Source organism: Luteimonas sp. GW821-FHT14E02 (assembly GCF_058803905.1).
Window position 1 is genome coordinate 91797 of the sequence record NZ_JBXAPK010000003.1, and the last position, 14718, is coordinate 106514.

At 64.9% G+C, this 14718-nt stretch carries 7 protein-coding genes; 2 read left to right on the forward strand and 5 right to left on the reverse strand.

The window, feature by feature from the left end; translation table 11 throughout:
• Positions 1 to 5 precede the first annotated feature (5 nt).
• Complete coding sequence (locus AC1RNP_RS06140) at positions 6 to 1391, reverse strand: GH1 family beta-glucosidase (protein ID WP_493050380.1); 1386 nt, start codon at positions 1389 to 1391, stop codon at positions 6 to 8.
• 208 nt (positions 1392 to 1599) lie between these two features.
• On the opposite strand from AC1RNP_RS06140, the gene AC1RNP_RS06145 reads away from it, so the two are divergent.
• Positions 1600 to 2709 carry an ABC transporter ATP-binding protein gene (locus AC1RNP_RS06145; protein ID WP_493050381.1) on the forward strand — a complete coding sequence of 370 codons (1110 nt, stop codon included), beginning with the start codon at positions 1600 to 1602 and terminating at the stop codon, positions 2707 to 2709.
• A 182-nt stretch (positions 2710 to 2891) separates the two neighbouring features.
• Here the strand turns inward: AC1RNP_RS06145 and AC1RNP_RS06150 are convergent, their stop codons facing one another.
• The 4 genes from AC1RNP_RS06150 to AC1RNP_RS06165 form a co-directional block, all read right to left on the reverse strand.
• The gene (locus AC1RNP_RS06150) at positions 2892 to 5237 is read right to left on the reverse strand and encodes a TonB-dependent receptor (RefSeq protein ID WP_493050670.1); all 2346 of its coding nucleotides are present in this window, start codon (positions 5235 to 5237) and stop codon (positions 2892 to 2894) included.
• A 154-nt stretch (positions 5238 to 5391) separates the two neighbouring features.
• Positions 5392 to 6057: a beta-phosphoglucomutase gene (gene pgmB, locus AC1RNP_RS06155; RefSeq protein ID WP_493050382.1), complete on the reverse strand. Its 666-nt coding sequence runs from the start codon at positions 6055 to 6057 to the stop codon at positions 5392 to 5394.
• On the reverse strand, positions 6054 to 8438 hold the full coding sequence (locus AC1RNP_RS06160) for a glycoside hydrolase family 65 protein (RefSeq protein ID WP_493050383.1): 2385 nt from the start codon (positions 8436 to 8438) through the stop codon (positions 6054 to 6056). The genes pgmB and AC1RNP_RS06160 overlap by 4 nt, the downstream gene beginning before the upstream one ends.
• Before the next feature lie 267 nt (positions 8439 to 8705).
• Complete coding sequence (locus tag AC1RNP_RS06165) at positions 8706 to 9719, reverse strand: LacI family DNA-binding transcriptional regulator (protein ID WP_493050384.1); 1014 nt, start codon at positions 9717 to 9719, stop codon at positions 8706 to 8708.
• A 209-nt stretch (positions 9720 to 9928) separates the two neighbouring features.
• Here AC1RNP_RS06165 and AC1RNP_RS06170 point away from each other — a divergent pair, with 209 nt between their 5' ends.
• Positions 9929 to 14497, forward strand: a complete 4569-nt coding sequence (locus tag AC1RNP_RS06170; RefSeq protein WP_493050385.1) for a bifunctional diguanylate cyclase/phosphodiesterase — start codon at positions 9929 to 9931, stop codon at positions 14495 to 14497.
• Positions 14498 to 14718 lie beyond the last annotated feature (221 nt).

Sequence of the window (14718 nt, forward strand, 5' to 3'; positions counted from 1 at the left end):
GAAGGTTAGTAGGGAAGTGGTTCCGCCAGCTTGGTGCCGTGCGTGGCGATCACCCCAGAATACCAGCGCGCGCTGTCTTTCGGTGTGCGTTCCTGCGTTCCGTAGTTGACGTGGACAATACCGAACCGTTTGGAATAGCCGAGCGACCATTCCATGTTGTCCAGGAACGACCACAGCATGTAGCCACGGATGTCCACGCCGGCCTCGATGGCGTCGTGGATGGCGCCGAGGTGCTTGCGCAGGTAGTCGATGCGCAGCGGGTCGCGCACGCGTCCATTGTCGGCCACCGGCGGGTCAAAAAATGACGCGCCGTTCTCGGTGATGTACACGGGCAGGTCGCCGTAGGTCTTCTTGAACCACAGCAGCAGGTCGACGAGGCCCTGCTCGAAGACTTCCCAGCCGGTCTCGGTGTAGGTGCCGAGCGGGTTGCGCACCACGCCGGTGTTGAGCGGGTAGCTTTCGGCCGCGCGGGTGATGCTGCGGGTGTAGTAGTTGATGCCGACGAAGTCGAGCGGCTGCTTGATTAGCGCGTAGTCCTCGGCCGGCCATTCCGGCCAGGCGTCGCCGAAGATCTCTTTCAGCTCCGGCGGGTAGTGGCCGAGCAGGGCGGGGTGCAGGTACTGCTCGTTCATGTAGGCATGCGCGCGCTTCACCGCCGCCGCGTCCTCGGCGGAGTCGGTGGCCGGGTACTTCGGCTCGATGTTCACCACCAGGCCGATCTCGTGCTTGCCTTCGGCGCGATAGGCCTGCACGGCGGCGCCGTGGGCGCGCATCAGGTTGTGGCTGGCGATCGGCGCTTCGTACTTGCTGCGATGGCCGGGCGCGAGCGCACCGTGCAGATAGCCGCCGTCGGTGATCACCCAGGGTTCGTTGAGCGTCACCCATTTCTTCACGCGGCCGTCGAGCGCGCGATACAGCACGCTGCCGTATTCGGCGAACCAGTCGGCGCTGTCGCGGTTGAGCCAGCCGCCGCGGTCGTCGAGGGCGGCGGGCAGGTCCCAGTGGTAGAGGGTCAGCAACGGCTCGATGCCGTTGGCGAGCAGTTCGTCGACCAGGCGCGAATAGAAGTCCACGCCGGCCTGGTTCACCCGCCCCGTGCCTTCGGGCAGGATGCGCGACCAGGAGACGCTGAAACGGTAGGCTTGCAGGCCCAGCTCCCGCATCAGCTTCACGTCGTCCTTCCAGCGACGATAGTGATCACAGGCGACATCGCCGGTATCGCCGTTGAGCATCATGCCGGGGGTATGCGCGAAGCGGGTCCAGATGCTGGGGCCGGCACCATCAGCCAGCGGGGACCCCTCGATCTGGTGGGCGGCCGTGGCGGCGCCCCAGAGGAAGCCTTTCGGGAACTTCAAAACGGACGGGTCTTTTGCTTCTCGCGCTTGGCTCATCAGCCAGAATCCTCTTAGATTTTGTTCGGCACAGTGGCATGAAAACGATTACATGCCAGAATACCGCAATGTTCCGGCCGAATGTAAGGGTGAAAGGGTGCAGTTTCGCGGGTTGAAGCCCCTAATGCGAGATGCATGCGGCGCCTGAGCGTCACTCATGGCTGGAAATGCCAAATCGAACAAGCCGTCCCGAACAAGTGGAGAACGCATGGCCAGTGTCCAGCTCGAACAAGTGCGCAAGGTCTACCCCAATGGTTTTGTCGGTGTGGCCGGCGCCTCGTTCGAGATCGGTGACGGCGAACTGCTGGTCCTGGTCGGGCCGTCGGGCTGTGGCAAGTCGACGCTGCTGCGCATGATCGCCGGGCTGGAGACGATCTCCTCCGGCACGCTCAGCATCGGCGGGCGCGTGGTGAACGAGGTGGCGCCGAAGGACCGGGACATCGCCATGGTGTTCCAGAGCTATGCGCTGTATCCGCACATGACGGTGGCGGAGAACCTCGCCTTCGGCCTGAAGCTGCGCAGCCAAGACAAGACGATGATCGCTTCGCGCGTCGCCGATGCCGCCAAGACGCTGGAACTGGATGCGCTGCTCGACCGCAAGCCCGCCGCGCTGTCGGGCGGACAGCGCCAGCGCGTCGCGCTCGGGCGCGCCCTGGTGCGGCAGCCGCAGGTGTTCCTGCTCGACGAACCGTTGTCCAACCTCGACGCCAAGCTGCGTGCGAGTACACGCGTCGAAATCTCGCGCCTGCACCGCCGCCTCGGCACGACCATGATTTACGTCACGCATGACCAGGTCGAGGCGATGACTCTCGGTGAGCGCATCGTCGTGCTGGACAAGGGCGAGATTCAGCAGATCGACACGCCGATGGCGTTGTACGAGAAGCCGGCCAATCTTTTTGTCGCCACGTTTCTTGGCAGCCCGAAGATGAACCTGCTGTTCGGGCCGTTGCTGGAGGACGCGCAAGGCCTGCGTCTGCGCATCGCCGAAGGCGTCGAGCTTCCGCTCAGGACCAACGCCGCGATGCGCGCGTTGCTGCAGTCCTACGTGGGCAAGGAACTGACTGTCGGCCTGCGGCCGGAAGACATGCATCTGAGTCACGAAGGCGACATCGGCCGTCTGCCGGCAAAAGTGGAAACGGTGGAGCCGGTCGGCAGCGAGGCCTATATCAACCTCGGATGCGGTGGCTGCGACCTTGTCGTGCGCCTGCCGCCGTATAACCTGCCGACGGTAGGGCAGACGGTGCATCTCGGATACGAAGAAACGCGGATGCACTTCTTCGACAGCACGAGCGGCAAGCGACTGGCGACAGGCAGCTAGTCATGGAGAGATTTTCCTTCTCCCCTTGGGAGAAGGTGGCGCGCAGCGCCGGAGGAGGGAGGGAGAATGACTTGCCAGGGAACGTTCCCGTGAGTCTGAATTCTCCCGCCCTCATCCGCCCCTCACGGGGCCCTCAGCCGCTCGAAGCGGCTTCGATCTCCCGGAGGGAGAAGGGAGAGCAATCACCAACGATAAGCCGCGGAGAACTGATAGGAGCGTCCCGCGATCGGCCGTCCCAGGAACACGCCACCGGTGCCGCCGCCTTCCACGCGCACGTTGCCTTCCGTCAAGCCCAGCTCGTCGGTGACGTTGCTGCCGCTGGCGGTGAACTCCCAGTGGTCGCCGTAATGCAGGCTCGCGCCGGCATCCAGCGTGTGATACGAGGGCAGCAGCTGCTCGTTGGCGAGGTCCGCGTAGCGATCGTCGATGTACGAATAGGTGGCGAACACCTTCAGATCGCCGAACGGCAGCGTCCAGTAATAGCTCGGCGTGAAGCGGAACTGCTTCTTCGGCTGGCGCATCACCTGGTTGCCGGTGAAGTCCTCGTAGTTCCGGTATTTCGCATCGAGCCAGACACCGGTCAGCGCGAGTTCCAGGCCGCCGACCGGGCGGATCGCGCCCTCGACTTCCACGCCGCGAGCGCGCGAATCGCCCATCCGGAGCACGTTCTGGTTGCCCACGAACGCCTGGAAGGGGGAGTTCTTGAACTTGTTGTAGAACGCGGTCAGGTAGAGGTCGTACAGCTGACTTCCCGACTTCAGGCCCAGTTCGTACTGGTCCACTTCCTGGGTTTCGGTGACGTTGTCGCGCAGATTGTCGAAGCCGGGGAACTTGAAGCCGGAGTTCACGCGTGCGAACAGGCTGTTGTTGTCATTGAGCTTGAAGTTCAGGCCGGCGGTCCAGGAAATCTTGTCGTCGGTCTGATCGATGCGACGGAACGTCGGCAGCGACACGGAGGTGTTGTTGTCGTAAAGCGTGTTCGGATCCCCATCCAGATCGACCGTCGCCGTGTCATGCACGATGCCATCGACTTCCTGCTTCTCGTACCGCACGCCGAGATCGAGACGGAAGCGCTCATTGATCTGCCACTCGTCGGCGACGAAGAAGGCGGTGTTCTCGCCGTCGTAGTCGGCGCGCAGCGCGAAGAACGAGGTGCCGACGAAGCCGTTGTTGGTGACGCGGCGACCGTCGTCGAGTGTCACGTCGATGCGCCTGGCATGATTCTCGGCGGTGAGCAGCATGTCGTTGCCGAGGTACCAGGTGTCTCGCGAGGAGTACTTGGCGTAGTACGAGCCGAAGGTGATGGTGTTGCCCTCGAACAGCTCGCGGCTGAAGCGCAGGTCGTTGGTGAAGGAGTTGAGCTCCTTGTCGACCACCCACCAACCGGCGGTCAGGACTTGCTGGTTGGGATCGACCGCGCCGCCGCCGTTGGTGTAGGTCGCGGTGCCGGTGCTGCCGAATGAAGCGATGTAGTCGGAAATCGTGCGCGGGCTCGGCCCGGTGAACAGCGCGTTGGTCGGCGCATCACCGCCCATCCAGTTGAAGTGATCGCTGATGGTCCAGTCGCCGACGTTCCAGTCCAGCGAGCCGCCGAAGACGCTGATGTTGACGCCGCGTCCATCGCCCATGTCGCGCGTGATGGTCTCGCCGTTGGGGCCGACGGGCAGGGTGACGTTGCGGAAATCCTTGCTCAACAGCGTGCCGGATTGCGCATTCAAGCCGGGGAAACTCGACAGACTCCTGCCGTCGTTGCGCGAGAGCAGCGGGATGGCGGTGTAGAACGCGTTGTTGTCGTCGGTATGGCGGACGTAGAAGTTGACCTCGCCGGTATCCCAGCGCCGGGACAGTGTCGCGCTGAACTGGCCGCCGTTGTCGGCGGGGAATTCCGGATCGCGCACGCCATCGGTGATGCGGTAGAAGCCGCCGAAGCTGGCATACCAGCCTTCGCCGATCTTGCCGCCGGTGAAGATGTCGAGGCGGCGCAGGCTGTCACTGCCCACGGTGAGCCGCACGCTGCCTTCCGGCTCATCCTGGCCGCGCTTCTGGATGAAGTTGACGGTGGCACCGGGCTGGCCGTTGGAGAAGATCGGGCTGGAACCGCCGCGCAGCACTTCGAGGCGCTCGATGGTGTCGTCGGTACGGAACAGCGTGGAGTTTTCGAGGAAGGACAGCGTCGGCGGCGGAAACAGCGGCGAGCCGTCCAGCTGCACGGTGACGAAGGGCGCATCGCCCTCCGACGGCATGCCACGCACGAAGATGTTGGCGCCGGTGCCGCCACCGGTGGATTCGGCCCATATGCCGGGCACGATCTTCAGCAGATCGGCGGTGCTCTGCGGAACGGCTTCCTGGATCTGCTCCGGTGTCGCGGTGGTGATGGAGAAGCTTGTGTCGCGTTTGCGCAGTCCCTTGAACTGCGCGGTACCGCTGACCACGACGGTGTCGAGGGTCGTGGCTTCGCTTTTCTCTTCGGGCTGTGCCTGCGCGGGTGCGGCTGGGGTTGGATCGGTCGATTGCGCGGACGCGGCCATCGGCAACAGCGTGGCCGTGATCGCTGCGCATAACGCTACGGACAACTTGTCTCGAACGGTGTTGACATACCTCATGTTGCTCCCTCCACTGGGTGATGTTGTTGTAATGACACTCGCGGTCTTGTGTGCCGCGTTATGTGTTTGGTGCGTTGTGTTATTGAAGAATGAATTCCTCCAGGCGCAGGTCGTCGATGCGCGGCAACACTGCGTCGGCCTGTGCCAGATCCGCGGGATCGCCGATGCCGATCGCCGCCATGCCGGCGGCCTTGATCGCGGCGATGCCGGCGGCCGCATCCTCGATGCCGATGCAGTCCTGCGGTGCGATGCCCAGCGCCGATGCGGCGGCCAGAAACAGGTCGGGATTGGGCTTCGGGCGTGCTTGCGCGGGATCGGCGATGGCGTCGAAGACCTCGGCGATGCCGAGCCGGTCGAGCAGGGCGGGTGCGTTGCGGCTGGCCGAGGCGAGCGCGGTGCGCAGGCCTTTGGTGTGTGCGTCGCGCAACAACCCGGTGACGCCGGGAAACAGGTTCTCTTTCCCGAACGTGGCGATGGCGCTCTTGTAGTAGCCGTTCTTGCGATCGGTCAGCGCGTGCTTTTCCTCCGCGCTGTAAGTGCGCGTGGCGCGTTCGAGGATGATGTCGAGCGAGGCCGCGCGATCGACGCCTTTCAGGCGCAGGTTGACGCGTTCGTCGAACGGGACGTCGATCTCGTCGGCGAGCCGCTTCCAGGCGTGATAGTGCAGTTCGGCGGTGTCGGTCAGCACGCCGTCCAGATCGAAGATCAGGGCGCGGCAGTGGCGTGGGAAGACGTCGCCGCTCACGGTGCCTCCACGACATGGAGGCGCAGCGCCGCGTGCGTTTCGGCGTCCGGTTGCAGGAGCAGCGATTGACCGTTGTGATCGATCCGCAGCGCATCGCCGCCGCTCAGGCGATAGCGCACGCCATCGCGCGAGACGTCGATGCGCAGGCGCCGGCCGCGCCAGTGCACGCCGAAGTGGTAGCCGTTCCATCCGGCGGGCAGGGCGGGCGCGAATGTCAGTTCGCCGTTGATCACGCGCAATCCAGCGAAGCCCCAGGCGACGCCGAGCCAGCTGCCCGCCATCGCCGCCATGTGTACGCCATGGTCGGTGTTGCCGTGCAGGTCGTCGAGATCGACGCGCAGCGCCTCGGTGAAGTAGTGCAGCGCCTTCTCGTGCAGGCCGAGCTCGCTGGCGACGATGCCGTGGATCGCCGGCGACAAGGTGGAATCGTGCGTGGTGATGGCTTCGTAGTAGTCGTAGCTGCGGCGCTTGAGACCGGCGTCGAAGCCATCGCCGGCCAGTGCGAGCGCCATCACCACGTCGGCCTGCTTGCAGACCTGATGGCGGTAGAGCGTGAGCGGATGGAAATCCAGCAGCAACGGGCGATCGTGGTTGTGATCGGTCAGATCCCAGCGCGGCTTGTGCAGGAAGGTGTCGTCCTGCGCGAAGATCTCGAGCCTGGCGTCGACCGGCAATTGCATCGCTTCGGCGGCGCGGCGCCAGAGATCGATTTCGTTCTGGGTCAGCGACAGACGTTCGGCGAGCGTCCGCAATTCTCGCGGATGCGAGGCGGAGAGGCTTTCCCACACCGCCACCGCGCGCAGCAGATGCCGCTGCGCCATGTGGTTGGTGTAGAAGTTGTTGTCGACCAGCGCGGTGTATTCGTCGGGGCCGGTGACGTCGTGGATGCCGAATGCGCCGCCGCGCAGCGGATCGAAATGACCGGCCTGCGGCCAGATGCGCGCCGTCTCGAACAGCATCTCGGCACCGCCTTCGAGCAGGAAGCCGGTATCGCCGGTGGCATCGAGATACAGGCCGATCGCGTAGGCGATGTCGGCGTTGATGTGATACGCCGCCGAACCGCTCGGATAGTGCGCCGAGCACTCGGCGCCGGCGATGGTACGCCAGGGATACAACGCGCCGCGCGGATGGTTCATCTCGCGCGCGTTGGCGCGCGCGGCGTCGAGGGTGCGATAGCGATAGCCGAGCATCGCGCGCGCGATCTCCGGCGCGGTGTACAGCATCACCGGCAGCACGAAGACTTCGGTGTCCCAGAAGCAGTGGCCTTCGTAACCTTCGCCCGTCAGTCCTTTCGCGGCGGTGCCGCTGTGCGCATCGCGGCTGGCCGATTGCATGAGGTGGAACAGGTTGAAGCGCAGCGACAGTTGGGTGCGCGCATCACCGATGACGTCGATGTCGGCATCGCGCCAGAATGCGTCGAGGGTTGCCGCCTGCGTGGCCGCGAGAGCGGCGTAGCCGCCATTCGCGGTTTCGACGGCGAGCGCGATGGCGTCGGCTACAGGCGCGAGCGCATCGGTGACGCCTTCGCCGCTGCTGGCGTAGGCGACGAACTTCTCCAGCATCGCGCTCTGTCCTGGCCGCAGTTCGGCGCGGAAGCGCTGCACGGCGCGATGGTCTTCCAATTCGGCATCGAGGAAGACGAGCGGTCCGCCGTCGAGGCGGTGCGTCTGCGCGCAGCACAGTGCGATGCCGCTTTGCCGCGTGCGCTGCGCCAGGCTGGCGACATTGGCATCCGCGGCGACGGCGAGCGTGTCGAGCCGATGGCTGCCGACCACGCCGATGCGCGGATCGTCGCCCTGGCGCGCGGGGCGCTGGCCGGTACGGATGGTGGAAGCGAGCGTTAGCGTGCCGCTGTAATCGACGGAGGTGACGCTGAAACGGATGCCGAGCACATCCGCGTCCAGCAAGACCAGGCGTTCGCTGTCGATCTGCAGCGTCGCGCCCTGCGGCGTGCGCAGGCGTGAGCGCCGGCGCAGGCAACCGCTGCGCAGGTCGAGCGTGCGCTCGAAATCCAGCCACTCGCACTGCGTGGTGTCGAGCGGTTCGTCATCCAGGAGGATGGCGATGTGCTTGCCGTCGGCGACCGGCACACGGGTGTCGGTGTTGCGGGCGAAGCCTGGCAGGCGCTCGTGGAATTCGATGGGATGGCGCTCGTACACGCCGGCGAGGAAGCAACCGTCGCTGCCGCTGATCGATTCCTCGAAATTGCCGCGCACGCCCAACGAGCCGTTGGCCAGGGCGAACAGCGATTCGTCGCGGGCGCGGCCGTCGGGGTCGTAGCGGGTTTGACGCAGGGACCAGCCCGTGTCGCTGGCGGCCCGGTCGGGGTGATTCTCGTGTTGTGACCGGCCGTGCGCCGGGTCTGCTGGTCGTGCGTCCACCCAATCCCCGTCGTCATGGCGTTGATACCCACAAATGCTGAAAAACGCACATCCCGTGCGTTTTTCTTGTCGCGAATCCGGCGCAGGTCCGGATTCGCTCCCGACCAATCAAGCGCTGGCGCGCTTGCTCTGTCGGCGCGGTCTCCTGACCGCCTGCGGGCGGCCGGCAAAGTGCCGGCCGTCAGGCGCGCACGCTAGAGGGGCATTGTTATCGATGTCAAGATGCCGGAAGGCGGCTGGGCAGGGGCCGTTCAACGGCCGGCGCGATCAGGTCGCGCGCACCACGAGATTCGTCGGCAGGATCTCGGATTCGACCTCCCGTCCTTCGATCAGCGCCAGCGCCTTGCGGGCCAGCAGGACGCCGCCCTCGTGCAGGTTCTGGTGCACCGAGGACAGGGCCGGCACGTAGGTGGCGCCGAGCGGGGTGTCGTCGTAGCCGATCACCGAGACATCGTCCGGGACGCGCCGTCCGTGTTCGGTGAGTGCTCGGACGGCGCCGATCGCCAGCAGGTCGCTGGCGGCGAACAGGGCGTCGATCTGCGGCTGGCGTTCGAGCAGGGCGTGGGTGGCCTTGGCGCCGGCTGCAACGGTGAAGGCCGCCGGCTTGGACTGGGTGACCTTGAGCTTGTGGGCGGCGAGCACCGTCTCGAAACCGGTCAGTCGCGCGGCCACCTCGGCATGCGCGATATCGCCCAGGAAGGCGATGCGGTGTCGTCCCAGCGCCACGAAACGTTCCGCGGCCAGCGCGCCGCCGCGACGATTGTCGCTGCCGACGGTGACATGGGCGTCGTGCGGCACCTGCGCGCCCCAGACCACCATGGGCAGGTGCCAGCGCGCGACCGTTTCCACCGCGTCCTCATGTGCGCCCTGGCCGAGCAGGATCACCGCATCGGCGCCACGCACGGCTGTGGCTTCACCGCCTTGACGAGTGGATAGCAGCACGCAATAGCCGGCCGAGGCGAGTTCCTGCGAAATCCCGCCGAGCAGGTCGAGCGGGTAGGGATCCGACATGCGCCGATCCTGCGAGGGTTTCATCTCGACGATCACTGCGACGGTGCGGTTGCTGCGCAGACGCAGATTGCGTGCGCTGACGTTGAAGGCATAGCCCTGCGCCTCGGCGATCGCCTTCACACGCGCCGCCGTCTCCGCATTCACCAAAGGGCTGTTGGCGAGCGCACGTGAGACGGTGATCGCGGAAACGCCAGCCAACTCCGCCAAATCGGCCATGGTCGGGCCGCTGCCGGGCGTGCGATGCCGCGAAGGTTTGCGCGTCGGTGTCATCGATATCAATCCTTTCCCATCGCTCATCAGGCAGCGTTCGTGCGCGTGCATGCTACCCAAAGTGGCTTTTTTAAGGCGAATCCGTTCGTTCCATACGCTTGCCGAAATCGGGCGCCTACACGCGCAAATATGGAACGAAAGCGTATATTTGCCGCAAAGTTCTGGTACGTCGTCACAAACGGTCTGAACTTCCGTCACGATGAGGCCGGATGAACGTCAAGGCAAATCCGCAACGCATTTCCCACGGTATCGATATCTTCGGTGGGCCGGATCTTGGCCGCATCATCGAAGAAGCGTCGATCGGCATGATCGTGGCCGATCTCGACGGGCGTGGAATCTACGCCAACACAGCGTTCTGCAAGCTGTTCGGCTATGACGCCGATGAATGCATCGGTCTGGGGCTGCACGATGTCATCCACCCGGATCAGGCGGTCGATCTGGACGCCGTGCTGGCGCGGCTGCGATCCGGGGAACTCGACCAGTACCAGGTCGAACGCAAGTACATCCGCAAGGACGGCAGCACCTTGTGGGGCATGGGCTATGTCAGCGTGCTGCGCGATCGCAAGACCGGTAAGCCGGATTGTCATGTCATCCAGGTCATCGATGTCGGCGCCAAGAAGGATGCCGAAGCCGAACTGGCGACCAAGGAGCAGTATCTGAGCCTCGCCGTGGAAATCGGCGAGCTGAATGCGTGGGACTGGAATCCGATCACCAATCAGGTCTGGAACTATCCCGATCGCGAGACGATGCTGGGTTATTCCGTCGAAGAGGTCGGCGACGGCCTGCAGGACTGGATGGAGCTGCTGCATCCCGACGATCGCGAGGAAGCGAATACTCTGGCCGAACGCATCCGGCGCGGAGACATCGAGGACTACCGAACCACCTTGCGCTGGCGCCACAAGAACGGCAGCTGGCGCTGGCTGCAGACCCGCGGCAAGGTCGCCAGGCGCACCGCCGACGGCCAGCCGATGCATGTGGTCGGCATCACCACCGACATCACGCCGCTCAAGCGCGCGGAGATTCAGCTCTCCATCGCCAACCAGCGCCTGAAACTGGCGACGGACGCGGGGCGGATCGGCGTTTTCGACGTGGTGCTGCCCCAGGGCGACGATCCCGGCTACACGCTGGCGACGCCGAAAGTGTTCGAGATCTTCGGTCTGGAGCCATTGGCCTGCAAGTCGAACGAGGATGTCGGCAACGACGCGCGTATCGACGAGGATTGGGCGCTGTTCCAGCAGGCGGACAAGCGCTGGCTGGCCAGTGTGCACCCGGACGACTACGAACAGATGTACGCCAGCTGGCGGGAGTCGATCACCACGGGATGCTCGCGCAACACCGAGTACCGCGTCATCCAGCCGAACGGCGAAATTCGCCATGTGCACGAACTCGCCGACGTGTTCCTCGATCGCGAAGGCAATCCGTCGCGTTACATCGGCATCCTCATCGACATCACCGAGAAGCGGCGCACCGAAACCAGTCTCGCGCTTGCGACCGAACGCCTGAGACAGGCCACGGAGGCGGGAAGGATCGGCATCTTCGATCTGGAACTGCCGAGCGCATACGTGGTGGCCACGCCGAAGGTCTTCGACATCTTCGGGCTGGAACCGTTGACGGAAACCGAGGAGGATCGCGTTCGCCATCCCGCCGGGATCGCGCAAGGCTGGGCCTTGCTGCAACGCGCGCAGTCGGAAGAGCGCTGGCTACGCAGGGTGCATCCGGACGACGTCGGCATCGCCTATGCCGCGTACCAGGAGGCCATCGAGAAGGGGCATTCCAGCAGCATCGAGTACCGCATCGTCCAGCCCGGCGGCGAGATTCGCCACGTGCACGAGATCGCCAACGTGTTGCGCGACGACGAAGGCAATCCGTCGCGCTACATCGGCGTGCTCATCGACACGACCGAGCAGAAAACCTCCGACGCCAAGCTCGCCGCCGCGAGCGAGCGTCTGCAGCTCGCGGTGGCGGCCGGCGGCGTCGGCATCTTCGACTTCGATTTCGCGACGCGCTTCTGCACCTGGAGCGATCGCATGTACGAGCTGTACGGATGCGAGCCCGGCGGCTACGACGGCACGATGAAGAGCTGGGTTCGCTACATCCACCCGGACGATCATGACCGTGTCGTGCGCGAAATGGACCGGGCGACGGAGCAGACCTCGAACTTCAACGAGGACTATCGGGTCGTCGACGGGAACAATGGCGCGATCCGCCACGTCCGCACGCTCGCGCGCGTGATCCGCCATGCCGACGGCACGCCGATGCGTGCCGTCGGCGTGCAATGGGACATCACCGACCAGAAACAGACCGAGGCCAGCCTGGCGGCGACGACCGAGCGCCTGCAGCTTTCGGTCGAGGCGGGCGGCGTCGGCATCTACGAGGCCACGTTCGACAAGGACGCGCCGACCGGACGCTGGCGCTGGAGCGACCGCATCTACGAGATCAGCGGGCTCGAACCGGGCACGTTCGACGGCACCGAGGACACCTGGACCGATCTGATCCATCCGGACGATCGCGCGCTGGCCCGGCGCACGGTGCAGGACATGCTGCACCGGACCTTCGTGTACCAGGCCGACTACCGCATGCTCAACGTGCGCACCGGCACCTATCGCCACGTGCGTTCGCTGGGGCGTTTGTTCCGCGATGCCGATGGCACGCCGCTGCGCACGGTCGGCGTGCTGCTCGACATCACTGACCAGAAGCAGGCGCAGGCCGAGTTGGCCATGGCCAACGAGCGCCTGCAACTGGCGCTGAGAGCCGGTGGCTTCGGGGTCTTCGACCATGACCTCGTCGCCGATCGCGATGTCTGGGATGCGAGGCTGTGCGAAATCTACGGACACGTGCCGGACAAGGATGCTCCTGCCTGGGAGACCTGGATCGGCTATGTCCATCCCGATGACCGGGCACGAATGGTGAGCGAAGTCGAAGCCATCGACGAGACCACTTCGACTCTCGATCTGAGATTTAGGATTCATCGTGGTGGTGACGGCGCCATTCGCTACCTGCGCTCCATCTCACGGATTCTGCGCAATGCCGAGGGCAGGCCGGTGCGTCTGGTCGGCATCAACATGGACATCACCGAGTACAGGATGCTTGAAGCATCCTTGCACGAAGAGAAGGAGCGCTTGCGCATCACGCTCGACTCGATCGGCGATGGGGTGGTCTGCACCGATCCGCAGGGCGCGATCACCTTCATGAATCCCATCGCGGAAGCACTGACGGGATGGGTGTTCGAAGATGCCCGCGGGCGCCCGCTCCAAGAGGTCTTCATCACCATCGATGACGGCAACGGTCAGGCGCTGCCCGATCCGGTCACCGAATGCCTGCGCCTGATGCAGCCGCGCTATCAACAGGGCGATGCGGTGCTGCTGGCGCGCGACGGCAATTGCATCGACGTGCAGTCCTCGGCCGCGCCGGTGAAGACCGCGGGTGACGAGGTGATCGGTGCCGTCCTGGTCTTCAAGGACGCCAGCCAGACACGCGCGCTGCGGCGCACGCTCGAACATCATGCCAATCACGACAGTCTGACCGCGCTTCCCAACCGGCGCGCGTTCGAACAGGAACTGCGCGAGGCGATCGCCGAGGCGGAGGAGCAGGCGCGCCGGCATGTGGTGTGCTTCCTCGATCTCGACCGCTTCAAGATCGTCAACGACAGCGCCGGACATACCGCCGGCGATGCGCTGTTGCGGGAAATCAGCGATCTGTTGCGCTACCGCACACGCAGCCATGATTTGGTGGCACGCCTGGGCGGAGACGAATTCGCGATTCTGCTGCGCGACTCCAGCGTCGCCGAAGGCGAGTCGATCGCGCGGCAACTCGTGGATGCCATCTCGGCGTTGCGCTTCCGCTGGGACGGCCGGCGCTACGAGATCGGTGCCAGCGTTGGATTGACGGCCGTGCGCGGCGACATCCTCGCGCCGGACGATCTGGTCAGCCAGGCCGACGCCGCCTGCTACGTCGCCAAGTCGAAGGGAAACAGCCACGTCGTCGTCTACGAAGAAGAGCCGCATGGTCAGGCGCAGCGCTATCGCCGCGACATCAAGGTGGCGGCGAACATCCGCGATGCCATCGACACCGGGCGCTTCTGCCTGTACGCGCAGGAAATCCGCAGCCTGCAACCCGATCGTCCGATCGCGCGGTCTTACGAAATCCTGCTGCGGATGCGTGACGACAAGGGCCGCATCGTCTCGCCGTCGGATTTCATTCCCGCCGCGGAACGCTTCGCCTTGATGGACAGGCTGGATCGCTGGGTCATCCGCAACACCCTGCATGGGGAGGGCTCACGCCTGCGCGCGGCCGACGATGTCACCATCGCCATCAATCTTTCGGCGAATTCGCTGGACGACCCGACATTGTGGGCGTTCCTGAAAGCCGAACTGGAAGCCTCGCAACTGCCACCGCAGCGCCTGCATCTGGAAATCACCGAAACCGCGTTGATCGAGAACGTTTCCGCGGCGGTGGTGTTCATCGAGCAGGCACGCGCGGCGGGTTGCGGCATCACGCTCGATGATTTCGGCACGGGCCTGAGTTCCTTCGCCTATCTGCGCCAGTTCCCCGTGGATACGATCAAGATCGACGGCAGCTTCATCCACCAGCTCGCCAGCAATCCGGTGGATCGCGCCATCACCGAATCGATCAATACCGTGGCCCGCCGCCTTGGCGCGCGCACCATCGCCGAACAGGTCGAGGACGAGGTGACGCTGGAGCTCGTCCGCGAGATCGGCATCGATCAGGCGCAGGGTTATGCCATCGGGCGGCCGTTGCCGCTGCTCGCGGTGGTGTGACGTGGCGCGCCGGCGCTGAGACCGGCGCCGATGGCAGAGAGCGCTGGTTGTGGAAAGTACCCGTACAAAGTGCCGTATCCGGTCATGCCCGGCGTTGGCGGCCACCCGCGCAACACTCTTCGTTCACAGCGGCCCCGACTAGGATCGGGCGCGCCAAGGGAAGCCTTGCGTTGACCGGAATGTGGCCCTGATCGACTGGTGGCCGCGCGACCGGGAGCGCT

What these genes read in the sequence shown, in the direction of transcription:
- AC1RNP_RS06145 (WP_493050381.1), top strand. Translation starts at nt 1,600, where the DNA reads ATGGCCAGTGTCCAGCTCGAACAAGTGCGCAAGGTCTACCCCAATGGT.
- AC1RNP_RS06140 (WP_493050380.1), bottom strand. Translation starts at nt 1,391, where the DNA reads ATGAGCCAAGCGCGAGAAGCAAAAGACCCGTCCGTTTTGAAGTTCCCG.
- AC1RNP_RS06165 (WP_493050384.1), bottom strand. Translation starts at nt 9,719, where the DNA reads ATGACACCGACGCGCAAACCTTCGCGGCATCGCACGCCCGGCAGCGGC.
- AC1RNP_RS06170 (WP_493050385.1), top strand. Translation starts at nt 9,929, where the DNA reads ATGAACGTCAAGGCAAATCCGCAACGCATTTCCCACGGTATCGATATC.
- AC1RNP_RS06150 (WP_493050670.1), bottom strand. Translation starts at nt 5,237, where the DNA reads ATGGCCGCGTCCGCGCAATCGACCGATCCAACCCCAGCCGCACCCGCG.